At 43.4% G+C, this 24,212-nt stretch carries 21 protein-coding genes and 1 pseudogene; 19 read left to right on the forward strand and 3 right to left on the reverse strand.

Annotated elements, in window-relative coordinates:
* Nucleotides 1-85 precede the first annotated feature (85 nt).
* The 12 genes and pseudogenes from betB to AB4323_RS03445 all read left to right on the forward strand — a co-directional run bounded on the left by betB (nt 86) and on the right by AB4323_RS03445 (nt 14,899).
* Nucleotides 86-1,546 (forward strand): betaine-aldehyde dehydrogenase, encoded by a 1,461-nt coding sequence (gene betB / locus AB4323_RS03390; RefSeq protein WP_372151617.1) that lies wholly within the window; start codon nt 86-88, stop codon nt 1,544-1,546.
* 72 nt (nt 1,547-1,618) lie between these two features.
* On the forward strand, nt 1,619-3,346 hold the full coding sequence (betA, locus tag AB4323_RS03395) for a choline dehydrogenase (RefSeq protein WP_372151619.1): 1,728 nt from the start codon (nt 1,619-1,621) through the stop codon (nt 3,344-3,346).
* 145 nt (nt 3,347-3,491) lie between these two features.
* Nucleotides 3,492-4,463, forward strand: a complete 972-nt coding sequence (locus AB4323_RS03400) for a choline ABC transporter substrate-binding protein (protein WP_372151621.1) — start codon at nt 3,492-3,494, stop codon at nt 4,461-4,463.
* Between the two features lie 95 nt (nt 4,464-4,558).
* Nucleotides 4,559-5,401 (forward strand): choline ABC transporter permease subunit, encoded by an 843-nt coding sequence (choW, locus tag AB4323_RS03405; RefSeq protein WP_102333552.1) that lies wholly within the window; start codon nt 4,559-4,561, stop codon nt 5,399-5,401.
* Between the two features lie 2 nt (nt 5,402-5,403).
* Nucleotides 5,404-6,618: a choline ABC transporter ATP-binding protein gene (gene choV, locus AB4323_RS03410; RefSeq protein ID WP_372151623.1), complete on the forward strand. Its 1,215-nt coding sequence runs from the start codon at nt 5,404-5,406 to the stop codon at nt 6,616-6,618.
* Between the two features lie 362 nt (nt 6,619-6,980).
* Nucleotides 6,981-7,463: a MarR family winged helix-turn-helix transcriptional regulator gene (locus AB4323_RS03415; RefSeq protein WP_004732429.1), complete on the forward strand. Its 483-nt coding sequence runs from the start codon at nt 6,981-6,983 to the stop codon at nt 7,461-7,463.
* Nucleotides 7,464-7,739: 276 nt separating this feature from the next.
* Entirely contained in the window at nt 7,740-9,143 is a 1,404-nt protein-coding gene (locus AB4323_RS03420; RefSeq protein ID WP_372151625.1) for a coniferyl aldehyde dehydrogenase, read from the forward strand.
* 72 nt (nt 9,144-9,215) lie between these two features.
* Complete coding sequence (locus AB4323_RS03425) at nt 9,216-9,659, forward strand: hypothetical protein (protein ID WP_372110413.1); 444 nt, start codon at nt 9,216-9,218, stop codon at nt 9,657-9,659.
* A gap of 216 nt (nt 9,660-9,875) precedes the next feature.
* Nucleotides 9,876-11,085: pseudogene (locus tag AB4323_RS03430) on the forward strand (iron-containing alcohol dehydrogenase).
* 195 nt (nt 11,086-11,280) lie between these two features.
* On the forward strand, nt 11,281-11,712 hold the full coding sequence (locus AB4323_RS03435; RefSeq protein WP_372151627.1) for a tetratricopeptide repeat protein: 432 nt from the start codon (nt 11,281-11,283) through the stop codon (nt 11,710-11,712).
* Nucleotides 11,713-11,788: 76 nt separating this feature from the next.
* Nucleotides 11,789-13,534 (forward strand): arylsulfatase, encoded by a 1,746-nt coding sequence (locus AB4323_RS03440; protein ID WP_372151629.1) that lies wholly within the window; start codon nt 11,789-11,791, stop codon nt 13,532-13,534.
* A gap of 117 nt (nt 13,535-13,651) precedes the next feature.
* Nucleotides 13,652-14,899, forward strand: coding sequence for an anaerobic sulfatase maturase (locus tag AB4323_RS03445; protein ID WP_372151631.1), 1,248 nt, complete (start codon nt 13,652-13,654; stop codon nt 14,897-14,899).
* 92 nt (nt 14,900-14,991) lie between these two features.
* Here AB4323_RS03445 and AB4323_RS03450 read toward each other — a convergent pair whose 3' ends face one another.
* Nucleotides 14,992-15,582: a TetR/AcrR family transcriptional regulator gene (locus AB4323_RS03450; protein ID WP_102458015.1), complete on the reverse strand. Its 591-nt coding sequence runs from the start codon at nt 15,580-15,582 to the stop codon at nt 14,992-14,994.
* 320 nt (nt 15,583-15,902) lie between these two features.
* Between AB4323_RS03450 and AB4323_RS03455 the strand changes: the two genes are divergently transcribed.
* Complete coding sequence (locus AB4323_RS03455; protein ID WP_372151633.1) at nt 15,903-16,559, forward strand: Qnr family pentapeptide repeat protein; 657 nt, start codon at nt 15,903-15,905, stop codon at nt 16,557-16,559.
* A 162-nt stretch (nt 16,560-16,721) separates the two neighbouring features.
* On the opposite strand, the gene AB4323_RS03460 is transcribed toward AB4323_RS03455, so the two are convergent.
* Nucleotides 16,722-16,937: a hypothetical protein gene (locus AB4323_RS03460; protein WP_029235681.1), complete on the reverse strand. Its 216-nt coding sequence runs from the start codon at nt 16,935-16,937 to the stop codon at nt 16,722-16,724.
* Nucleotides 16,938-17,385: 448 nt separating this feature from the next.
* Here AB4323_RS03460 and AB4323_RS03465 point away from each other — a divergent pair, with 448 nt between their 5' ends.
* From AB4323_RS03465 to AB4323_RS03485, 5 genes are all read left to right on the forward strand, one after another.
* A complete protein-coding gene (locus tag AB4323_RS03465; RefSeq protein WP_010431978.1) occupies nt 17,386-17,646 on the forward strand; it encodes a DUF5062 family protein in 261 nt (86 codons plus the stop codon).
* Nucleotides 17,647-18,112: 466 nt separating this feature from the next.
* Nucleotides 18,113-18,646 (forward strand): diaminobutyrate acetyltransferase, encoded by a 534-nt coding sequence (gene ectA / locus AB4323_RS03470; RefSeq protein ID WP_010431975.1) that lies wholly within the window; start codon nt 18,113-18,115, stop codon nt 18,644-18,646.
* A gap of 35 nt (nt 18,647-18,681) precedes the next feature.
* Nucleotides 18,682-19,947, forward strand: coding sequence for a diaminobutyrate--2-oxoglutarate transaminase (ectB, locus tag AB4323_RS03475; RefSeq protein ID WP_372151635.1), 1,266 nt, complete (start codon nt 18,682-18,684; stop codon nt 19,945-19,947).
* 13 nt (nt 19,948-19,960) lie between these two features.
* Entirely contained in the window at nt 19,961-20,347 is a 387-nt protein-coding gene (locus tag AB4323_RS03480) for an ectoine synthase (protein ID WP_010431969.1), read from the forward strand.
* 78 nt (nt 20,348-20,425) lie between these two features.
* Entirely contained in the window at nt 20,426-21,850 is a 1,425-nt protein-coding gene (locus AB4323_RS03485) for an aspartate kinase (RefSeq protein WP_017065849.1), read from the forward strand.
* A 123-nt stretch (nt 21,851-21,973) separates the two neighbouring features.
* On the opposite strand, the gene AB4323_RS03490 is transcribed toward AB4323_RS03485, so the two are convergent.
* A complete protein-coding gene (locus AB4323_RS03490) occupies nt 21,974-23,314 on the reverse strand; it encodes a sigma-54-dependent Fis family transcriptional regulator (protein WP_010431963.1) in 1,341 nt (446 codons plus the stop codon).
* A 335-nt stretch (nt 23,315-23,649) separates the two neighbouring features.
* Between AB4323_RS03490 and AB4323_RS03495 the strand changes: the two genes are divergently transcribed.
* Entirely contained in the window at nt 23,650-24,195 is a 546-nt protein-coding gene (locus tag AB4323_RS03495) for a BON domain-containing protein (protein WP_017065851.1), read from the forward strand.
* Nucleotides 24,196-24,212 lie beyond the last annotated feature (17 nt).

Raw genomic sequence — 24,212 nt, forward strand, 5'->3', positions numbered from 1 at the left:
AAGAGCTAGAACGACCACTATTCGCACCTAATACTCACATATAGACCAGTAGAGTCTAATAACAATAATTAAGTCAGAATCTCAAATGGAAATGAACTCGTTATACATCGATGGCGCAGCGGTTAAAGCAACCTCTGGTGAAACCTTTGATAGCATTAACCCTGCAAACGGTGAACCTATCGCGACGTTAGGCCAAGCATCTTCTGCGGATGTCGACAGTGCTATTGAATCTGCGAAACGCGGATTTGCGGTATGGTCAGCAATGACCGCTGTGGAACGCAGCCGCATTCTTTTGAAGGCAGTGGAAATACTTAGAGCTCGAAATAATGACCTTGCAAATCTTGAGGTTGTTGATACGGGCAAGCCTCTGCAAGAAGCGATTGAAGTGGATGTGGCGTCTGGCGCTGATGTTATTGAATACTTTGCTAGTTTGGCTCCAACGCTACAAGGCGACCAACAGCCGCTGAGCGAATCTCAATTTTTCTACACTCGCCGCGAGCCGCTAGGCATTTGTGCGGGCATTGGCGCGTGGAACTACCCAATTCAAATCGCGATGTGGAAATCGGCTCCGGCATTGGCCGCGGGTAACGCGATGATTTTCAAACCTTCAGAAGAAACGCCGCTAACGGCGCTCAAGCTTGCAGAGATCTTTACCGAAGCTGGTCTTCCTGATGGCGTGTTCAACGTGGTTCAGGGCGATTACCGTGTAGGTCAAATGCTAACGGCGCACCCAGATATCGCGAAAGTGTCGTTCACGGGCGAAACCGGTACCGGTAAAGCGGTAATGGCAGACAGCGCTAAGACGCTGAAATCAGTCACCATGGAACTTGGCGGCAAGTCACCGATGATCGTGTTTGATGATGCGAAATTGGATGGTGCAGTTTCCGCTTCGATGGTGGCTAACTTCTACACCCAAGGCGAAGTGTGTACTAACGGTACCCGTGTTTATGTACACGAAAACATCTACAACGCATTCATCGATCAACTTAAAACACGCACTGAGAAGCTGATCATTGGTGATCCAATGGACATGGAGACTCAGATCGGCGCGTTGATTTCTAAAGAACACCTTTCAAAAGTCCTTGAAGCCATTGAGCTAGCTAAGCAGTCGGGCGCAACTCTGCTGACGGGCGGCTATCAAGTGACAGACAACGGCCTCGAAAACGGTAATTTTGTTATCCCAACCGTGTTTGTGGATTGCGAAGACAACATGCCTCACGTTCAACAAGAGATCTTCGGCCCTGTGATGTCAGTGTTGAAGTTTTCGGACGAAGACGATGTGATTCGCCGTGCAAACGACACCAAATACGGCCTTGCGGCTGGTGTGTTCACGCAAAACCTTTCTCGTGCGCACCGTGTTATTCACCAAATGCAGGCGGGTATTTGTTGGGTTAATACGTGGGGTGACTCACCAGCAGAAATGCCAGTTGGGGGTTACAAGCTTTCGGGTATTGGCCGTGAAAATGGACCAGAAACTCTACTTCACTATACGCAGACTAAGAGCATTCTTATTGAACTTGGCGACTACGCCAGCCCTTATGCCTAACGCGTAACACTCAATTTTATGGGTTAGCTTAACAGAGCTAGCCCTACTGACTCATCTCAGGGAAATCAAAACATGGAACAACGCTACGATTATATTATCGTCGGCGCGGGTTCGGCCGGCTGTGTGTTAGCGGATAGGCTAACGGAAAGCGGTGAACATAGCGTTTTATTACTGGAAGCTGGTGGCACGGATAAGAGTATTTTTATCCAAATGCCAACCGCGCTTTCTTACCCAATGAATACTGAAAAGTACGCTTGGCAATTTGAAACAGAGAAAGAACCGGGCCTTGATGGACGTGAACTGCACTGCCCACGTGGCAAAGTGTTAGGCGGCAGCTCATCGATCAACGGCATGGTTTATGTTCGTGGCCACGCGTGTGATTTTGACCAATGGGAAGAAGAGGGTGCAGCGGGTTGGAACTATCAAGCATGCTTGCCTTACTTCCGCCGCGCTGAATCATGGAACAAAGGCGGTGATGAATACCGTGGTGACAATGGCCCTGTCGGCACTTGTAATGGTAACGATATGGAGCTTAACCCGCTTTACCAAGCATTCATCGATGCAGGTAAAGACGCTGGTTACCCAGAAACCAACGATTACAACGGCTACCAGCAAGAAGGCTTCGGCACTATGCATATGACGGTAGACAAGGGTGTTAGAGCCTCAACCTCTAACGCTTATTTACGTCGAGCATTGAAGCGTTCAAACCTGACCTTGAAGAAAGGTATCGTGGCGCGTCGTTTCTTACTTGAAGCACAAGACGCACAAGACCAGTCATCAAAAGGCCAATCGGGCTTGAAAGCCGCCGGTGTCGAGTTTGAAAAGTCAGGCAATACTCAAGTGGCTGTGGCGAACAAAGAAGTGATCTCTTCTGCGGGTTCTATCGGTTCTGTTCAACTGCTTCAGCTTTCTGGTATCGGCCCGAAAGCGGTGCTTGAAAAGGCAGGCGTTGAGCTTAAACACGAGCTGAATGGCGTAGGTGAAAACCTTCAAGATCACCTAGAAGTGTACTTCCAATATCACTGCAACGAACCCATCACACTCAACAGCAAGCTTGGCTTGGTCAGCAAGGGTATGATTGGCGCGGAATGGATTCTGACTCGTAAAGGCCTTGGTGCCACTAACCACTTTGAATCGTGTGCGTTCATTCGCTCTCGCAAAGGATTGAAGTGGCCAAACATTCAATATCACTTCCTACCAGCAGCGATGCGTTACGACGGACAAGCGGCCTTTGATGGTCACGGTTTCCAAGTACACGTTGGCCCGAACAAGCCAGAGAGTCGCGGTACGGTTGCGATCACTTCTGCTGATCCGCATGCCAAGCCAGAGATCATTTTCAACTACATCTCGACTGAACAAGACCGCCAAGATTGGCGCGATTGTATTCGTCTAACGCGTGAGATTTTGTCTCAACCAGCAATGGATGCTTACCGAGGTGAAGAGATTCAGCCGGGTCTAAGTGTGACTTCCGATGAAGCAATCGACGAATGGGTTAAACAGAACGTGGAAAGTGCGTACCACCCTTCATGTGGCTGCAAAATGGGCGCTGATGATGATCCAATGGCAGTGCTTGATGAAGAGTGTCGCGTTCGCGGCATTGATAATCTGCGCGTTGTTGACTCATCTGTTTTCCCTGTTATTCCGAACGGAAACTTGAACGCCCCGACCATTATGGTGGCTGAGCGTGCTTCCGATTTGATTTTGGGTAAGCCAATGCTCAAAGAGCAGGACGTTCCAGTGTGGATTGCACCTGAATGGCAAGAGAAGCAAAGAATAAATAAACCAGTAAGAGAAGCGTAAGTCTCTGTTATTAGTTAAAAAATAGAAAATATTTCAAAAATAGAAAAAGCAAAAAGTAACAACAAAAATTAGTCAAAAGTCAGAAGAACTGCTCTCTATCGGTGTTGATATCGAGCAGAAAAAGGAAAGATAAAAAGGAACCATTATGACGACTCTAAATATTCAGAACATGACCACGAAAACGTTAACAGCACTAGCCATTAGTTCATTTGCATTTGGTGCTAACGCTTCTATTGAACCACAGCAATGTGAAAACGTTCGCTTCGCTGATGTCGGCTGGACTGACATTACCGCAACAACCGCCGTTACTTCTGAACTATTAAAAGGCCTTGGTTACCAAACCAAAACCGACCTACTTTCAGTACCGGTGACTTACTCTTCAATGGCGAACGGCGATATTGATGTATTCCTAGGTAACTGGATGCCAACCATGGAAGGCGATATTGCTAAGTACCGTGAAGCGGGCACGGTTGAAACCGTTCGTGCCAACCTTGAAGGCGCAAAATACACGCTAGCCGTACCAAAATACGTGTACGACTCTGGCGTAAAAAGCTTCGCAGACCTAGCAAAACATGCCGACAAATTTAAAGACCGCATCTACGGCATCGAGCCGGGTAACGACGGTAACCGCTTAATCCAATCAATGATTGATTCAGACGCGTTTGGCTTGAAAGATTTCAGCCTAGTGGAATCAAGTGAAGCGGGCATGGTATCGCAAGTATCTCGCGCTGCTCGTCGTAGCCAATGGATCGTTTACCTTAGTTGGGCTCCGCACCCAATGAACAGCAATGTTGAAATGGAATACCTATCAGGTGGTGACGACTTCTTTGGCCCTAACTACGGTGGCGCGAATGTTTACACTAACGTTCGTTCAAACTACCTGTCTGAATGTGCAAATGTCGGTCAACTTCTACAAAACCTAGAATTCACTCTAGAGATGGAAAACCAGTTGATGGAAGAGATTCTTAACCAAAAAGTGAAGCCAGAAAGAGCGGCTCAACAATGGTTGAACAAGAACCCTCAACAAGTTGAAGCTTGGTTAGACAACGTAAAAACGCATAAAGGTGAATCAGCGACTCAAGCCGTTACTGAATACCTAAAGCAAGTTAAAGCTTAGTTCTACCTATCTCAACAGCTACATAAATAATAAAGGTGGGCTTGCCAATTTATCGATTGGTTTGAAGTAGCCCACCCATAATAAAAGGCAATATTGTGAATTTTATTACGGAAAACAAAATCCCTGTCGGACAATGGATGGAAGCGGGTGTTGATTGGCTAACAATCAATGCAGCAGGACTCTTTGACGCTATTTCGATTTTTCTAGAAACCGTCATTATGTTTTTAGTCGATGTATTTAAGTGGATGCCGCCTGCACTGCCAATCGTGATGACTGCTGCGATTGCATGGTACTTACACCGTAAACCTTCGCTGGTGATCTTTGTGGTCGCAGCACTGCTGACTATTCTTAACCTCGGCTATTGGCAAGAAATGCTGGAAACCTTTGTTCTCGTCTTTGCGGCGACAACGATTTCCGTATTAATTGGCGTACCGGTTGGCATCATGGCTGCTCACCGTCCTTGGCTCTATACAGTTTTGCGTCCAATCCTTGATTTGATGCAGACAGTCCCAACTTTCGTTTATCTGATTCCAACTCTGGTTCTATTCGGGTTGGGCATCGTTCCTGGCTTAATATCGACCATTATTTTCGCGATAGCTGCACCGATTCGTTTGACTTACTTAGGGGTAACGAAAGTCCCTGAAGAGTTGATTGAAGCGGGTAAAGCGTTTGGTGCCAGCCGCATGAAATTGCTGATGAAGGTCGAATTACCGGCGGCTTTACCAAGCATTATGGCGGGTGTAACCCAATGTATTATGTTGTCGCTTTCGATGGTGGTTATCGCCGCACTTGTTGGTGCTGACGGACTTGGTAAACCTGTTGTTCGTGCATTGAACACAGTGAACATCTCACAAGGTTTTGAAGCTGGATTAGCGATTGTATTAGTTGCAATCATCCTTGACCGCTTGTGCAAAACACCAAACCAGAAGGAAGCTTAATCATGTCTAACTCTCAGGAAAAAAAGACAATGGACGCGATTACCATTAAGAATCTCGATGTTGTGTTTGGTAATAAATCGAAACAAGCGCTTGAGCTACTCGACCAAGGTAAAACTCGCCAAGAGATCATTGATGAGACTGGCCAAGTGGTTGGCGTAGATAATGTGTCGCTGACCGTTGAAGAAGGCGAGATTTGTGTGCTGATGGGGTTGTCTGGTTCTGGTAAATCATCTTTGCTTCGCGCAGTTAACGGCCTGAATGAGATCAGCCGTGGCTCATTGGCGATCAAAGATGGAGACAAGCAGGTTGATTTAGGTGAACAGTGCGACGAAGCGACCTTGCGTCATCTTCGTACTCACCGCGTTTCTATGGTGTTCCAAAAATTTGCCCTAATGCCTTGGCTAAACGTGTTAGATAACGTGGCGTTTGGTCTAGAAATGCAAGGCGTAGCCAAAGATGTTCGTCGTGCTAAAGCGCGTGAACAACTTGAAATGGTGGGTTTGGCAGAGTGGGAAACCAAGTATCCGCATGAGCTTTCTGGCGGTATGCAGCAACGTATTGGTCTAGCGCGTGCCTTTGCGATGGATACCGACATTCTTCTTATGGATGAACCGTTTTCAGCGCTTGATCCGCTGATTCGTGCGCAGTTGCAAGATGAGCTAATTTTATTGCAAAACAAGCTTAACAAAACGATTTTTTTCGTGAGTCATGACCTAGATGAAGCACTGAAGATTGGTAATAACATTGCGATCATGGAGTCAGGCAAACTGATTCAACACGGTAAGCCTGAAGAGATCGTACTGACGCCAAAAACCGAATACGTAAAAGACTTCGTTGCTCACACCAATCCATTGAATGTGCTTAAAGGTCGTTCTTTAATGCAGCCTCTTGATTCACTGACGCAAGAGAATGAAAGCTGGAAGATCTGCGATTCTAAAGATCTCTGGATTGAACAGAATGAAGGTGCTTTATCGGTGAAAGGTGAATCTACCTTGGCGCTTGTTGAGTGGAGCGAGTCTGACGACCTAACCGCGATTAACGCGTCTAGTGTGGTAGTGACAAGCCCGGAGATTGGTATGCGTGATGCGATTAAGCTTAAGCAGATCAGTAACCACCCAATTCTGTTGGTTGAAAATAATCAATTGGTAGGGATTTTGGATAACAGCGAGTTTTACAACGCGCTAACGGGTAACTTTCAGATGAATACCGCTGCGTAAAATTTCGTTTTTCAGCTTAGCTATTGAGGCTGGTTTTTTATTGGGTGGAGAGGATTAAATCTCTCTACCTCTATGATTATTAAAATATATTATTCTTTGAGTTTGTATTCTCTGGTTCATTATTCTTGTCTTCATTGAAGCTTTCATTCCCCCTTCATTAAGCAAAAGTGCCGTACCACGCAAGTTTAGTGGTATAGAAAAGATTGAGAATAGTATGAACATCAGTACAATGCGGAAAAATCAATGAAGTAATTTATCAATTTACAGTGTAATTCGAGCGCGCGTGACGTAATCACTCGAGACATTTCATCGCTTCGACGCTGTAAAACCATTCACAGTATATTAGTACAAAGGTCTGCATCTTGGACAAACATGACGAAATCCTGGTCGCTATTCGCCAAATTATTCGCGCTATCGATTTACACTCGAAGAAGCTGAGTAAAGAGTATGGTTTGACTGGCCCTCAATTAATCTTAATGAGAGCAATCCAAGAAATGGGTAATGTGACGATCAAAGAATTGTCTAATCAGACCAATGTAAGCCAAGCAACGACGACGACGATCATCGACCGTCTTGAGTTAAATGGCTATGTACAACGAGTACGCAGTTCATCGGACCGCCGTAAAGTACACGCGAACCTGACTGAAAAAGGTCAAGAGTTGCTAAACAATGCGCCACCGCCGCTGCAAGATAACTTCGTTAAAAAATTCCAAAACCTAGAGACGTGGGAGCAAAGCTTACTGCTTTCTTCGATGCAGCGTGTATCAGCAATGATGAACGCAGAAGACATCGACGCTGCTCCAGTGCTTCAGCTTGAAGGCATTGCAAACGTAGCCAAAAGCTAACGTTAGTTTTAAATTATCTATTTAAAACAAAAACTTAAATAATTATTAAATGGTCGCATTAAGCGGCCATTTTTGATCTCACTATGTAAAATTTCTCGTTATACTGCCTATTCGCTACGCCCTTCTATTTTAAATCTCCTTGGGTTTTAACCCTACGTTGTAATCACCCTATTTATTTGTATTCAAAAATGCATTGACGATTCTCTGACAATAAAATTATAGACCGACCGGTCTTCTTTGTATTATTGTGTGCTCATCTTAACCACGAGGTGATGTATGAAATACGAATTGACGCCAACACAAATGACCATGACGTTGAACAACATGCAGGGAGCTTTTGCACAGAACCCGATGCCAGCGGTATCGGTGAGAATTGAGCAGTTGCTTGCACTTAAATCTGCGCTTATCGACTACACAGATCGTTTGTGTTCAGCCGTGAGTGAGGACTATGGTCACCGCAGTCGACAAGACACTTTGATGGCCGACATATTGCCTTGTATCGGAAATATTGATCACAGCATTGAGTGTTTACCTCATTGGTCGACATCTTCGATTCGTCATTCCGGCCCTTTGCTTTCAACCTCTCGTGTTGAAGTGGTTTATCAACCCAAAGGCGTTGTCGGGATCATTGCTCCGTGGAACTTTCCGGTCATGTTATCCGTCGGCCCGCTTATTTCGGCGTTGGCTGCGGGCAATCGCGCCATGATCAAGATGAGTGAATTTACCCCAGCGACGAACCAAGTATTAAGAGCGCTATTGGCGGAAGTCTTCCAATCCGATGAGGTGTGCTTGGTTGAAGGTGAGGTAGAAATCGCAGCCGCATTTTCGGCGTTGCCGTTTGATCATCTTCTGTTTACAGGGTCAACCCAAGTGATGAAGTCAGCGGCTGATACGCTAACCCCAGTCACGCTAGAGCTGGGTGGAAAGTCGCCGGTTATCGTGGCAGAAGACATGCCGATCGATATTGCGGTAGAGCGAATTATTTATGGTAAAAGCTTAAACAACGGCCAAGTACGTGTCGCTCCAGATTACGTGCTACTCCCTGAAGATAAGCTCGAAGCCTTCATTCTGGAGTACAAAAAACAATACCAACAGCTGTTTGATGAAGGGATCTACTCTGAGGGTTTAACCTCGCTCATTAACCCTCGCCAATGTGATCGTATTGTTGGTCTGTTGAATGAAGAGCAGCAAGCTGGGACACGAATCGTTGCTTGCCATGACGAAGCGATGGACTTAGATACTCATCGATTGGTGACACATTTGATCGTTGAACCAAGCCTGTCATCCAAAGTGATGAACGAAGAAATTTTCGGCCCATTATTACCCTTGATTACGTATCGCAATGTCGAAGAGGCGTTCCAAGTCATCAATAGCAAACCAAGGCCGTTAGCACTCTACCTGATGAGCTTTGATTTGAGTTTACAGGCTCAGGTTAAGCACCAAGTTCACTCCGGTGGCATGTGTATTAATGACTGTGTTTTCCATTTAGCGGTTGATGACGCGCCGTTTGGTGGCATTGGCGAATCAGGCCAGGGCAATTATCACGGTAAAGAAGGGTTTATCACTTTCTCTCACGCTAAAACTGTGTTGGAAACAGGTTTAGATCATCGAGTTAAGCATCTGTTTTCAAAAGAAGACAACGAATTAAAAACAGCAGTGATGGGCATGCTTGGCCAGTAAATCACTGTTGGTATGACACTGTTTATTTTTCAAAAAGTTATTTTCACGAAATTATTTTAAGAGGTTACTTTTATGTTGGAACGTTTTTTTGAACGTACGATCAAATCGTATTTGATGATTACAGGTTTCTTAACGGCGACGGCTTTTTCCACTTTCCTAGCGCCTGATTGGAGTATGCAGACGCTGTTCTCGTACAACGATACCATGATGGAAAACAAAGAGTATTTGCTCGGTACTTATCAACACTGGGGTGTGGTGGTTGGCTGTATTGGTGTGTTGTTGATGTTCTCGGCGAAGTACAAATCGCTGCGTACCTCAACCATGATTTACAGCGCATTTGAGAAGTCGATGTTTGTTGGCATCTTCTTATACAACGTGTGTATCAACGATTATGAGTGGTTCTATGGCTGGAGCGGCGTGTTTGCGCTCGATGGATTTGTGACCGTTTATTCTTTGGTTTATCTGTACTACTACCTCACTAGAGATAAGAGTAAGGTCCCAGCTCACCTTCGTTAATCGTTAACCGTTTGTGAGTTGCTCAGGGTGAGTCAATGACACTTCTTTAATGATCAATAGCTTACTTATGATTACAGCCCGCATTTGCGGGCTTTTTTCGTTTTGGGGCAATGATCCATAAAGATCTTAATTGACATATCTTTGACATTTACGCTCTAGACCGACCGGTTTGTTTTGGTTATTGTTTAGTCATCAACTAGAAATGAGGTAAACACCATGACAACCAATAATTTTAACTTTCAACTTAAAACCATTGTTCATGCTCAAGAGAACGGTATTGAAAATATCCCTTCTTTGTTTGGTCGCTTAGGTGCGCAAAGAGTCGTGCTCTTTTCTGATAAAGGTTTGGAGTCTCTTGGCTTTGTTGAGCAGTTCTCGGCGTTGTTTGTAAACCAGAATGGGAATCAGGAAGCGAACCAACAAGCGGTTCAGCTTGTTGGCGTTTACACCGATATCGCGCCAGACGCGACTTGCGACAACATCAACGCGGCCATTGAGTTTGCAAACAGCGTCAATGCTGATGCGATCTTGTCTGTTGGCGGCGGCAGCGTAATTGATGCGTCTAAAGGTGTGAAATACGCATTTCATAAGCAGATAGATGACATTCGCACCGTAATTGCAGGTGGTGGTCATATGGATGTGTGGCCAAACAATGAAGATATTCGAGTGCCCCACATTACTGTTCCGACAACGGCTGGTACGGGTGCAGAAGCTTCTCCTATTGCTGTTTTTTACAACGAACATGAAAACATTAAGGCAAGCCTAGTTGCATCGGGATTGGAAGCTGATATCGCAATCCTTGATCCAACGGTGACCACTAAGCTGCCAGCTCACCTGACTCGTTCTACCGCTATGGATGCACTAACTAACACACGCCGTTGAAGCGATTGTCTCGCCAATGAGTAATGCATTCACTGACGCTTACGGCATTCAGGCAGCAAAACTGATTATTGAAAACTTACCCTTGGCATTGAAAGAGCCAGAAAACCTAACAGCACGCGGCAACCTTCTTCAAGCGAGCACCATGGCGATCTCTGCTTTCTATTCGTCTTTGGGCGGCATTCCGATTCACAACTGTGCTCACGCTTTTGGTGCGATTAGCCACATTCCACATGGCGATGCCAACACGGTACTGATGCCGGTTGTGATTGAAGCGCTGCCGGAATTTTATATGCCAAATGCGGCGAAGTTAGCTCAAGCTTTCTCGGTCGACACTACGGGAACCGATGAGATGGTTTACCAGAGAGTGTTGGATTTCTTAAACAACTTCCAAACCAGTGTCGGTGCGATGAAGCGTTTCAGCAGCTGGGAGTTTGATGAGCAAGAGAAGAGCAACATTGCAGAAGCGATTGAAAAAGACATCTGCTTTCAGTTCTACCCAATCTCGAAACAGACGATTGAAACCATCATAGAGAAAGCGATTTAAGTCTCTGTCTTAATCGACTGAATGTTATGACCATTTAATTCAGTCGATGATTCACTCAACAATCATTACTCGAGAGCCAATTATGAAAATTGAAAACGTATTGCTATCAAGCTTGTGCATCATCGCGCCATTCCTACTTTTCACCTAATTCATTCAACAGGGACGTCGTGACCTTTATTCCCGAGGAGGAAATAAATGCTCAATAAACGTTTAACTACCGTGATTTTGGCGGGTGTTTTGGTTGTTCTGTTTTTTGCCAAGGCAAGTTTTGGAAGCGAGAGCTTTGAGAATGAAGCCACAATGGCGAAAGCGCAGCAGCATCAAGATGTCGTGCAATTGTTGGATGAAGCTTACCAAGGGCAATTGGAAGCTCAGCTCTCTGTCGCTTACTTATATCTGAGTGGAGAAGGCGTAGAACAGAATGACGAAAAAGCAGCGGAGTGGTTCGTCACCGCAGCCAATAACGGTAGCCCTGAAGCTCAAACACAGCTTGGGTTGATGTATATCTCTGGAAGTGGCGTTCAAGCCAACCAAGCGGAGGCTGTCACCTGGATTGGCATGGCAGCAACTCAAGAGTATGACCCCGCGCTCGACTTATTACATTGGATGTCGCAAGCCGCGCACTAATTCAAATCCTAACTCAGGTTAATCACAGAAAGGTTAGCCTCAGAAAAAGTTATTCGCAGAAATTGGAGAACGTCTTATGCAGACATTCAAGAAATCGTTAGTCTTCACTGCAATGGCCGCGGCAAGCAGTGCTGCTCTGGCCGCAGAATCAGAAAAACCGAATATTGTTGTCATTGTTGGCGATGATGTGGGCTTTGCCGACACTCAGCCTTATGGCTCAGAAGCCAATACACCAAACCTAATGGCGCTGGCTGAAGAGGGGGTTAAGTTTACTAATTTTCACGCGTCACCAACTTCATCGGTAACGCGCTCTATGATGTTAACCGGAGCAAATAGCCACGAGGTTGGGCTAGGCACCTTCGACTATGCTGTCTATCCGGGTGCGATTGGCAAGCCGGGTTATGAAGGTTACCTCACCAAGAAAGGGGTTACGGTCGCAACGCTGCTTAAAGAGAGTGGCAATAACACTTACCTCTCTGGTAAATGGCACTTGGGGCTCGAGGATGGCTTCTTACCTGACGATCGAGGTTTTGAAGAGAGTTACGGTATATTAGCGGGCGGCTCTAATCACTTTAATCGAGATATGATGTTCCCGGCCAAAAATGCCGCGACAGCGGATGCGCTGCAAAAAGGGGATATTCCCGGCGTCGAAGTTGAGCCAACTTACCGCAACGGCGAGGTGGTTGAGGATAAATACAAAGGCGAGTACTCAGACCAAGTTTACACCAACGAGATCATCAAGATGATCGACAGCAAGAAAGACGACGGCAAGCCTTTCTTTGCCTACGTTCCATTCACCGGTATTCACCTGCCACTGCAAGCGCCTGAGTCTGCCTATCAAGATAAAGTCGATTACTACGTTGAACATGGTTGGGACTCGGTTCGAGAAGATCGTTTCCAACGTATGAAAGATATGGGTGTGATTCCAAAAGACGCCGATATTTCAGATCGTAACGCATTAAGCCGACCTTGGGACTCGCTCTCTGAGAAAGAACAAAAGTGGTACGGCAAGAAAATGGCTGTCGCGATGGGCATGATGGAAATGCAGGACCAACAAGTCGGCCAGATAGTCGATTACCTGAAAGAAATCGGCGAATACGACAATACCTACATTATGTATCTAGCGGATAACGGCCCAGAAGCGGCGGATATTACCGGTGAAAATATCAGTGATTTGATCCGAACATGGACTGCTCATCATTTCGATAATTCGACTGAAAACTTGGGTAAGGCGAACTCCAGTGTGTCACTTGGTCCTGAGTGGGCAAGCGCTTCAACCGGTGGCCTATCTTGGTACAAAGCTTACACAGCAGAGGGCGGTATCCGTGTGCCATTTATCGTTAAGCCAGCCAAAGCGCTTTTAGACGGTGAAGATGCGTTGCAACCGGGAACTCAGACAGACGACTTATCCCAAGTGAAGGACATTGCAGCCACGATTCTTGAGATTGCAGAGGTCGATCATCCAGGAACCGAATATCAAGGTCGAGAAGTGGCGCCGATGAGTGGTGTGAGTTTGTTGCCTTACTTCAAAGGGGAAACGGCAGACGTGCACAGTGCCAACAATGCGATTCCATTTGAATTGTTTGGTAGCGGAATTCTGCTTAAAGGTGATCATAAGATCATCCGAATTTCTACGGGAATGGGCGGTGACAGTGAGTGGCACTTATACAACACCAAGAAAGACCCAGCCGAGCAACATGACTTGAGAAACCAAATGCCAGATCTGTTCCTTGAAATGGTCGCTGAATATCAAGAATACGAAAAAGCGCAAAATATCGTCCCGGTTGACGAAGCGTGGAACCCGTTTGAAAACGTGAAATAGAGGAAAAACCACTCGGCCAACCTAATGCCATCAAGCTTGGTTGGCCGATGAACACCGTGTAAAGGAATTACGAATTGTTTTAGCTAATACAATAACTTTTACATCGAGGCACTCTTCATGACGACATTATCGCTATCAAATTTGAGTTCAGTTCCGCAGTTCAATGGCAAAGCACACAGCAAACTTCAGGCGTTAGCAAAACCGATTGGGGCGGTGTGTAATATCAGTTGCACCTACTGTTATTATTTAGAAAAACAACAGCTGCTTGATTACCCAAAAGGCTCTCAATATACGATGGATGAAGTTCTGTTAGAGCGTTATATCAAGCAATATATAGAAGGGCAGAATACGCCTGAAATCATCTTTTCTTGGCATGGTGGAGAACCTACTTTGTTGGGGATTGAATATTTTCAAAAGGTGGTCGCACTGCAGAAAAAATATTGCCCTAGTCACAGCAAGATCAGCAATGACCTTCAAACCAACGGCACCTTACTGAATGATGCGTGGTGTGAGTTCTTCAAGAAGAATGACTTTATCATTGGTGTGAGTATTGATGGACCAGAGCACTTACATAATCACTACCGAGCCAACCGTGCAGGCAAGGGCACTTTTTCTCAAACCATCCTTGGAATCGGTTATTTAAAAAAACATAACGTTGAGTTTGCGACTTTAACCTGTGTGAACGATGTAACGGGTAAATACCCGTTAGAGGTTTATCGTTTTCTACGTGACGAAGTGGGGTCAAAGCAATTGCAGTTTATTCCTGTGGTCGATAAGCGCGAAGCTCACACCAACAATAAATGGTTGAGCAACCAACAAGCGATCATTCCCGTATCAGGCGAGGTTGAACCGTGGAGTGTCGGCTCTGCGCAATGGGGACAATTCCTCACTACCGTTTTTGATGAGTGGTTTGAACACGATTTTGGTCGAGTGTTAGTGCCGTACTTTGAAAATTTTGTCGGTGTATGGATGGGCAGAGAAAGCACCATGTGCACGCTGAGTGAGATCTGCGGCAAAGGGTTAGCGGTTGAGCCCAATGGCGATGTGTACTCATGTGACCATTATGTATTTCCTGAATTTCAGTTAGGTAATATTCAGGAACAAGCACTTTCAACTTTAGCCTTTTCGCCAAAGCAGCAGAGTTTTGGGTTCGCCAAACAGAAGTCTCTGCCGAAACAATGCCAAGCCTGTGAGTTTAAATTTGCATGTCATGGCGAATGCCCCAAAAACCGTATCATCACAAGCCGAGATGGTGAGGCGGGGTTAAATTATCTCTGTGAAGGTTGGCTGAGCTTCTTCAAGCATATCGACCCTGTTATTAAGGACTTATTCAAAGCCAATAATATCCCGTCTCGTCTGGGGTAACGGAGTAAGCGTGAATGGATTCAATCTAGATTTAAAGTTAGATAAAAGGCTCGCTAAATTGTGCGAGCCTTTTGGTATTTGGTTACGGGTATCTAGTCAGCCGATTCTTGGGCTGGGCTCATGGCGAGAAGAGTCTCTTCCATGGCATTGTTTAGAATCGAACGGTTACGCTGCATGGCGGCCATGAGCGTTGAGCCAAGCCATAAACCATAAAGCGTTCGAGATAGCGATTCTGGCTCTGCGATAGTGAAATCACCGGCCTCATTGCCTTCTTCAAACAGCTTCGCCATACGCAGGATGATCTTTTCCGCGCCTTCAGCCATGGTCGATTGCAACGGGTTTGCAGACCCAGATACTTCTCCCGCCAGTTTTACGACAAGACATTGGATATTGAAGTCTTCAGTCAGTTTCGACGCACACCAAAACTCGAAATAGGCTTTAACGCGGTCACGACGAGAAAGCGATTCATCACTTAAAAAGTCATCCAGCTTAGCGAGATGCTCATCAAAGTAGTTAGTAAGAAGGATCTCACCAAAGTGCTCTTTGGATTTAAAGTAGTGGTAAAAAGAACCCTTCGTGCCTTCCGCTTGGTTGATGATCTTCATCAGGCCAACACCAGCAAACCCGTGTTCATTAATAAGGCTAAATCCTGCATCGAGCATAGCTTGTCGCATGTCTTTCATTGTTCTTACTCTTTATGCTGAGAATGAGGAATAGTGTAACGAGCAACATACCAACCGTCCAGTCTAGCGCGTTAGGACGCGGTCAATAATTGACTCGTTTCGTCAAAGTAACTTTTTCTCTTATTGGCACTTCTAAGCGACAAAACTTTTTTCAAGATAAGCACATCCTATAAATCGAAAATAACAACCTTAAAGGGCCTGTTTGGTGCCTTAAAATGGCTAAATTTGGGTGTTTTAAGTTGCTGTTTTTGTTCGTTTTTAATTTGGTGTTTTCTTAAGATCGCAATGGTAGTCTTAGCTTAATTTCTTTAGGGGGCTAAATGGACACCAATAACAGCACTTATCATCACCACAATTTTGCTCAGCAAGACTTATCAGAGCTTACATTTACAGCCTGTACGTTTATCCGTTGTGATTTCAGACGTTCGAACTTACGTGATGCAACGTTTATTAACTGTAAGTTTATCGAACAAGGCGATATTGAGGGATGTCACTTCGATGTTGCAGATTTGCGTGATGCAAGTTTTCAGAACTGTCAGTTGGCGATGGCGAATTTTAGCAACGCGAATTGCTACGGTATTGAGTTACGTGATTGTGACCTGAAAGGGGCGAACTTTACTCGCGCTAACTTTGCCAATCAGGTGAGCAATCGCATGTATTTTTGCTCGGCATACATCACGGGTTGCAACCTGTCTTACGCTAATTTTGAACAGGCTTGTTTAGAGAAGTGCGAACTGTTTGAGAACCGTTGGATAGGCACTTACCTTGGCGGCGCGTCATTGAAAGAGTCTGATCTCAGCCGAGGTGTGTTCTCGGAAGATGTATGGGGGCAATTCAGTATGCAAGGGGCGAATTTGTGTAATGCAGAACTAGAAGGGTTAGATCCTCGCAAGGTAGACACATCGGGGATTAAAATTGTCGCTTGGCAACAAGAACAACTGCTTGAAAGCATGGGTATTGTGGTGATGCCTGATTGATAGCTGTAATTTCTAACTACAGGCTATTTGGAATATGTAAGAATTCGCTATAGAAGAAAAGCCCAAAGCTAATAACTTTGGGCTTTTCCGTATTTGGTAACCAGCATTTTATAATGAATTTTTAAAAAGAGAATGCTTGGTGATAGAGAACTGATTGGTTGATTAATGCATGCCTGAGCGCATTTTGTCGGCGAGCGCAAAGAAGACAAAAACGACGAAACAGACTAGAGCAGCACACAGTGAAGTTAAGATGGTTGTGGCGTCTTTTGAAATCAATGGAATGGTGATAGAAGCTAGCGCTATCAACATAACAAGGATATGAACAATTCGACCCGGAATTGGATTTTTATGACAGAATGAAGCCCAGAGGTAACGCATTTTCAACACCAGTATAAAATTAGTGGTTTTATTCTATTTTCTTAGTGAGTATTTTGTAAATAACAATTGGTTACAATTGGTTGTAAATATGATCTAAGTCGAATTAGTATTAAACCAGTTAAATAACAGCAGTTTATTGATCTTTTATTGAATTTTAACTTTCAAAATGAACATCATAATATTCCGTATTCTTTGGAATGCTAAGTCAAATATTATTCGAATTTTTGTTTTTTGACTTAAGATCTCATTTATTGAGTGTTCTGTTAAGAGACCGTTTGCGTACAGGTATTGGTGGCGTAACTATCAAGCGAATTAGAGTCATCCTAGAGCCTGTTATTCGTTTTATGTTATTTATCAAAGTGACTCCTCAAATTGAGAGCGAAGTAATCTTGTGAATTTTTCGGTTTGATATACTCAATATTCATTCGATAAAGATGATGGAGATGATATGTCGAAAACCGCGAAGATCATTAATGAAGATAAGCTGGTAAAAAAAGCAGTTGAAGTCGGTTTTAAGATGGCTAAGCTACAAGGTTTTGATTTGCCACATTCATCTCAACCAATAAAGGTCAAAGCGGTGTACTTGTTCCTTGTTGAAGTAAATCAGATCACGCCGTTACCAGAAAGTAAGCTTGATGGGGCAAACATTAAAAAGCGTCTGGCGCTATGGATACATAAAGCATTGCCTGATAATGATCCCTTGAAGTAAACCTTTTCCAAGCTGATATTTCTGGACTCGTTTCCTCTGAGTTCATTATTCATCGATATGTTAGATAAGAAACCTAGCGAGCTCTCGCTAGGTTTTTTTGTTTTTGAGGCCGATATTTTAATAGTGGATAGCGAGTCACTGCCATTCGAAGCGTTGTTATCTACTCGATAGAATGTTCAACACTGAGAGTGTTGGTGATTTATGCCGCTTGATTGGCAATCTGAGCACATAATTTACTAATGACTCTAACCTTCTTTTGACGCTTATTCGGTTAAAGACATTGTCTTAAGATCTCCACCGATCAAATACATTAGAACTCAAAGTATTATTTAATTCATGCTGACCGCTATTAAATGTGATGCAGATCACTAATTTTTGTTTTTTAAAGTTAAGGTGTTGATCTTAGTAGGGGGTAAATGCTCATAATAAAAAGGAATTTAATTAGAGTTCAAAGGAATTTCTCGGTATGATTACATCAGCGCCTTGGGTGTTGTGTCCAGAAGTGATAGAAAAAACGAGTGAAGAATGGAGTTTTCGCGAGCCCAAAGCTTCAGATGGCAACGACATTTATCGACTGATTTCAGAATGTCCGCCACTAGACACCAACTCGTCATATTGCAATTTTTTGCAATCCACTCACTTTAGTAAAACTTGTATTTTGGTTGAGAACAAAGGTGAGCTTGCGGGCTTTATCTCGAGTTATCAAAAACCGAGTGAGCCTAATGTTCTCTTTATTTGGCAAGTTGCAGTTGCCCCTCGATTTAGAGGTCACTCTTTAGCTTACAAGATGTTGAACAGCTTACTTCGTCGAGAGTGGCTGAAGAGTATAGAAGCTATTGAAACAACCATTACTAAGTCAAATCAAGCGTCTTGGGCACTCTTTAAAAAGCTAGACGCAAAAAATAGTAGCACTGGAAAAGTGACCACTTTCTTAGATGAAAATGTTCATTTTAAAGGGCTGCACGATACTGAGTATTTGTATCGAATACCCCTTAAATAATCATTAACTTATAGGAATCAAATAACGGCCTTATCATGGATATTTTTAAAGAGCAGGAATCTAACGTACGTTCATACTCGAATAGTTTTCCAGTCACTTTTGCTAAATCAAAAGGCTGCTGGCTTGAAACAAAACAAGGTGATCGTTACCTCGATTTTCTTGCTGGAGCAGGATCTCTCAATTACGGTCATAACAATCCAATACTTAAGCAAGCTTTACTTGAGTATATTGAAATGGATGGAATTACACATGGCTTGGATATGCATTCAGAAGCCAAAGCTGAATTCCTAGAAGCTCTTAGTCGCTTTATTTTGGAACCTCGAGCATTAGATTACAAAGTTCAATTTACCGGCCCGACAGGAACAAATGCGGTTGAGGCAGCGATTAAGTTGGCGAAAAAAGTAAAAAGTCGAAGCAGTATTGTTGCATTTACCAATGGTTTTCATGGTTGTACGGCGGGTGCATTGGCTGCTACAGGCAACCAACACCACAGGCAAGGTGCGGGCTCAAATCTCAACAACGTTACGCGTTTGCCATTTGAAGGTTACGCTGGAATCGATGGTTTAAAATTATTTGAAACGATGTTAACCGATAATTCCGCTGGTATGGATAAACCTGCTGCCGTTTTATTGGAAACGGTTCAGGGTGAAGGTGGGTTAAATGTCGCTTCAAATGAGTGGCTACAGAAGTTAAGCAAAATCTGTAAAGCCCACGATATCCTACTTATTGTGGATGATATTCAAGCCGGTTGTGGTCGAACAGGAACGTTTTTTAGCTTTGAACCTTCAGGTATAAAACCAGATATCGTTACGCTATCTAAGTCGATAAGTGGTTATGGCTTACCGATGGCTGTGGTTTTATTAAAACCTGAACTAGACAAGTGGGAGCCGGGAGAACACAACGGCACCTTCCGTGGTAACAACCATGCGTTCATTACTGCTGCTAAAGCGTTAGAAATGTATTGGTCAAATGATGATTTTGAAAATCATATTCAACGTAGCTCAAGCATGGTCGATGATGTCATTCAACGCAATCTCAAGCGTTTCCCTGAGCTATTTGTTCAACGCAAGGGACGCGGAATGATGATTGGCATTGAATGTAAAGATGGGAACACAGCTGATGAGATTGCAAAAGTGTGTTTTGACAAGGGCATGGTAATTGAGACCGCAGGTCCAAACGATGAAATCTTGAAGTTCTTTTGTCCATTAACCATTTCAGAATCGGAATTGATGCAAGGTTTAACTATTTTCGAAGACTCAGTTGAAGTGGTAGCAACCAAGCATTTCAAGAAAGCATCGTAATAGGGAGAGTAAAATGATTGTTAGAACACTTGATGAATGTCGTAATAGTGAAAGACGTATTGTATCGGATAACTGGGAAAGCACTCGCATGTTATTGAAAGATGACAATATGGGATTTTCTTTTCATATCACAACAATTTACGAAGCGACAGAAACACATATCCATTACCAAAACCACTTGGAGTCTGTGTTTTGTATGAGTGGTGAAGGGGAGATTGAAGTCGTTGGTGGTAAAACTTACCCAATCAAACCCGGTACGTTGTACATCCTAGATAAGAATGATGAGCATTATTTACGCGCATATAAAAACAAAGAAATGACAATGGCTTGTGTGTTTAACCCACCAATTACTGGCGCTGAAGTACACGATGAAAACGGCGTTTATCCACTCGTTGATTAACCCATATCTTCAGGGGTGATATCTCACCCCGCTCCCTATTATTTCGTCTTTAATCTCTTCAAGAACAAAAGGTCTTTTATGACATTTACCGTAGAAAAAATCGGCGGTACATCAATGACAGCATTTGATGCTGTGCTCGACAATATTATTCTCCGCCCTCAAAATCCGTATAACCGAATCTTTGTTGTGTCCGCATACAGCGGTATGACGGATGCATTGTTGGAATGTAAAAAAACAGGTAAGCCTGGTATCTATCAATTGATAGCGATGCGTGACGATTCGTGGAAGGATGCTCTATCTTATATTGAACGCCGCATGCTATTGACCAATGAGCATATTTTTGCGGATCCAATGAATCGTATGAGAGCTGATAAGTTCATCCGGTCTCGTATTTCAGAAGCTAAAAACTGTATCACTAACATTCTTGAAACGTGTCAATACGGACAGTTTTCACTGAGACATTATTTACCACAGATTAGAGAGTTTCTTTCTTCAATTGGAGAGTCACATAGTGCATACAACACGGCTCTTAAATTAAAAAACATTGGTATAAATTCGACCTTTGTTGACCTTTCTGGTTGGGACAACAAAACCCCTCAAAGTTTGGACGATACGATTAGAGAGGCTTTCTCTGACATTGATGTTACTGAGGAGCTTCCCATAGTAACTGGTTATGCGTATTGCAAAGAAGGTTTGATGCATACTTATGATCGTGGTTACAGTGAGATGACGTTTAGTCGTATCGCTACTATTACTGAGGCATCATTGGCGATCATCCATAAGGAGTATCACTTTAGTTCGGCTGACCCAAAAGTCGTTGGTGTAGGTTCGGTTAAACCGATTGGGGCAACTAATTATGATGTTGCCGATCAACTGGCTAACCTTGGTATGGAAGCTATTCACTCTAATGCGGCTGCTGGGTTACGAGAAAGTGGCATAGAACTGCAAATCAAAAACACCTTCGAGCCAGAACATGAGGGAACACTGATTTCTTCTGATTACCGACCAGACACGAATCACATTGAGATCATTGCCGGAAAACAGAAGGTATATGCGTTACATGTTTTTGACCAGGGAATGGTCGGTAAGGCGGACAATGTTAGTTATGAGTTAATGGAGATTATCGCAGATGCTAGAGTGAACCTTATTGGTAAAGAGATGAACGCCAATTCTATTACCTATTATCTAGGTGGTAGCACCGAGAGTTTAAACAAGGTGTCTTATAAGGCTGAGAAACGTTACCCTCAGGCATCTATTTCAGGTCGAATGGTCGCTATAATCTCAGCGATCGGTTCTCAAATTGATACCAATAAAACGCTCGCTAATGGTGTATTGGCTTTGATGAACCATAGTGTTACGCCTATTGCATTACATTCGTCTATGAGAAACGTAAATGTGCAATTTGTTGTGAGTGATGACAAGTATCAACAAGCGATTTGCGCGTTGCATGAAGAATTCTTTGACCAAGATAAAAGAACCGAGACATCGGTGAATGCAGCATAAAATTTAACAGTGGAGGGCTCACCCTCCACTGTTAAATTTTCATGGAAAAGCAAAACATCAACTGCAAATTAACGATCGCCTGTATCTATTTTGATCACACAGCAACATCAGATATGAGTATTACTACTCTTGATACTTATCGAGCTTGTTATAAAGCGTTTTGATGCTGATTCCCAAGTCTTGTGCTGTTTCCTTTTTGTTGCCTTCATTTTCTTCGAGCGTATTGATAATCGCCGCTTTCTCAATCTTCTCAAGAGAAACACCCGCCGGAACCATATCCTCAACGGTAGTCCCTGTTTCTAAAGGAGGAGTATCAAAAATTAGGTGTTCATCTTTAATCGTCTCATCTGCCAATATAAAAGCTCTTTCAATACAGTGTTTTAATTCCCTGACATTCCCTGGCCATGCATGGGCTGATATTTTTTGAAGCGCTGATGTGAAAATGGTCTTCGCAGTGGTTTCATTTGCGTTGCGATGAGCAATAAAATGTTTTGCTAAGCCGACGATGTCGTCGCCTCTTTCACGCAATGGAGGGACATGTATGGGGAAGTGAGCCAACCTGAAATAGAGATCCTCTCTCAAAAACTGTTCTTCAATAGCGACTTGTGGATCTCGGTTTGTCGCTGCAATGACTCGAGTATTAGCGATACTCGTTGCATTACTGCCTACAGGGCGATATTCACCTGTTTCTAAAACTCGTAGTAATTTGACCTGGTGTTCAAGTGGCATTTCGGTGATTTCGTCGAGAAACAATGTGCCACCTTCTGCTTGCCTAAACACCCCTTGGTGTGTGCGATTCGCCCCTGTAAAAGCGCCTTTTTCATGACCAAATAATTCACTATCAACTAACTCAGGGCTGATAGCACCGCAGTTGATCGCAATAAAAGGTTGGTTTTTACGATCACTGGCAAGGTGAATCGTTTGTGCGACTAATTCTTTACCTGCCCCACTTTCGCCGACAATCAAAACATTGGTGTCAGTCTTCGCGACTCTTCTTAAAGTTCGATACAGCTTATGCATGGGCTTAGAAGAACCGACTAACATACCGAACTGGTCTAAATCGCTGGTGGACACTTTACGCCCTTCTTCCTGCTTCTGGAGGAAGTATTGACTGAAGTCTGCAAGGGTATCTTCCAATATTTGCATGTCGACGGGCTTTCTATAATGGAAGATTGCGCCATGGTTCATCATCATGTCTAAATTTTTGTTTGGCGTACCTGTACTGATAATAATCAAGTCCATTTCGTCCAACCCTGTTGCACTCGATAAGGACTTAAAATCATCGTTAGTAAATCGAGAGACTTCAACAATAGCAGTATCTGGTTGCAGTTGTTGTAGCTTGTCAATCCAATGAACATCCATAGTACTTTGAATTATTTCAAAGCTTGATAATTCATCTAGAGAGTTTATTTTAGACCGCAATAATTCATCTTTTAACTCTATAAAAAGTGTCGGTAATGACATGATTTAACTCTCTTTTTGTACGACAGAAAACGACCTTGATAATAACATAATGTCCTTCAAATACGAATCTATCATTTACTATACGCCACCTTTTAAATGTAGTTACAATATTACTGATAGTAGAAGTGGCTAATTAACAGTATTGATATTAATTATTCTAGGATCTCCATTGATGATAATTTTTACAAAATACTCGTGTAATTAATACACCTCCGATTATTTTACCAATGGTAAATTTTCAAAATTAAAGTGTAAATCCTTTATTTTCAGTCAGTTAAAAAGTTGGCATGCTGGTTGCAATTGTACAAGTGTCAGTTAACTAGAGGAGATAATTAATGAGAAATACTGCAAGTAAAATATTATTAGCTACTTTGATTGCAACTTCTTCATCAACTGTTTTTGCTAATAGCATGTGGGAAAAAGAAACTTTCGATGCGTGGATTGATGGAAAAGCAGAAACGACTTTATTACTGAATACTAATTTAAACTCATTTGACATCAACACCTACGTTAAAAATCGAGTGGTTACTTTAACTGGCTCGGTTAAAAATGAAACAGAGAAAGATTTGGCAGAAGAGTTAGTGCTAAGCCTAGATGACGTTAAGTCTGTAAAAAACGAACTTACAGTGATTGATGAAGACAAAGAAAAAACACCCGCAGCCGTACAAGCTTTGACTGATGCTCACATAAAGACACTGGTAATCACTCGTTTATTAATGAATACCAATGTTAGTGGTAGCGATATTCAAGTTGAAACCGAAAACAGTGTGGTTATCTTGAAAGGTTCAGTTTCATCAAGCAGTGAACACGACTTAGCTTTATCTATAGCAAATAATACCCCGAATGTAGAGAGAGTGGTGGATAAATTAAATATTATTTAACCTCTCTACAATTGGTA

Origin of the sequence: Vibrio sp. 10N.261.52.C11 (assembly GCF_041471405.1) — a bacterium.
Lineage (GTDB): Bacteria > Pseudomonadota > Gammaproteobacteria > Enterobacterales > Vibrionaceae > Vibrio > Vibrio crassostreae_C.

Coding starts and splice junctions, on each gene's coding strand:
- AB4323_RS03480 (WP_010431969.1), top strand. CDS start 19,961: ATGATTGTTAGAACACTTGATGAATGTCGTAATAGTGAAAGACGTATT.
- ectB (WP_372151635.1), top strand. CDS start 18,682: ATGGATATTTTTAAAGAGCAGGAATCTAACGTACGTTCATACTCGAAT.
- betA (WP_372151619.1), top strand. CDS start 1,619: ATGGAACAACGCTACGATTATATTATCGTCGGCGCGGGTTCGGCCGGC.
- AB4323_RS03490 (WP_010431963.1), bottom strand. CDS start 23,314: ATGTCATTACCGACACTTTTTATAGAGTTAAAAGATGAATTATTGCGG.
- betB (WP_372151617.1), top strand. CDS start 86: ATGGAAATGAACTCGTTATACATCGATGGCGCAGCGGTTAAAGCAACC.
- AB4323_RS03450 (WP_102458015.1), bottom strand. CDS start 15,582: ATGAAAGACATGCGACAAGCTATGCTCGATGCAGGATTTAGCCTTATT.
- AB4323_RS03460 (WP_029235681.1), bottom strand. CDS start 16,937: ATGCGTTACCTCTGGGCTTCATTCTGTCATAAAAATCCAATTCCGGGT.
- ectA (WP_010431975.1), top strand. CDS start 18,113: ATGATTACATCAGCGCCTTGGGTGTTGTGTCCAGAAGTGATAGAAAAA.
- AB4323_RS03455 (WP_372151633.1), top strand. CDS start 15,903: ATGGACACCAATAACAGCACTTATCATCACCACAATTTTGCTCAGCAA.
- AB4323_RS03435 (WP_372151627.1), top strand. CDS start 11,281: ATGCTCAATAAACGTTTAACTACCGTGATTTTGGCGGGTGTTTTGGTT.
- AB4323_RS03445 (WP_372151631.1), top strand. CDS start 13,652: ATGACGACATTATCGCTATCAAATTTGAGTTCAGTTCCGCAGTTCAAT.
- AB4323_RS03425 (WP_372110413.1), top strand. CDS start 9,216: ATGTTGGAACGTTTTTTTGAACGTACGATCAAATCGTATTTGATGATT.
- AB4323_RS03400 (WP_372151621.1), top strand. CDS start 3,492: ATGACGACTCTAAATATTCAGAACATGACCACGAAAACGTTAACAGCA.
- AB4323_RS03485 (WP_017065849.1), top strand. CDS start 20,426: ATGACATTTACCGTAGAAAAAATCGGCGGTACATCAATGACAGCATTT.
- AB4323_RS03420 (WP_372151625.1), top strand. CDS start 7,740: ATGAAATACGAATTGACGCCAACACAAATGACCATGACGTTGAACAAC.
- AB4323_RS03440 (WP_372151629.1), top strand. CDS start 11,789: ATGCAGACATTCAAGAAATCGTTAGTCTTCACTGCAATGGCCGCGGCA.
- AB4323_RS03465 (WP_010431978.1), top strand. CDS start 17,386: ATGTCGAAAACCGCGAAGATCATTAATGAAGATAAGCTGGTAAAAAAA.
- choV (WP_372151623.1), top strand. CDS start 5,404: ATGTCTAACTCTCAGGAAAAAAAGACAATGGACGCGATTACCATTAAG.
- AB4323_RS03495 (WP_017065851.1), top strand. CDS start 23,650: ATGAGAAATACTGCAAGTAAAATATTATTAGCTACTTTGATTGCAACT.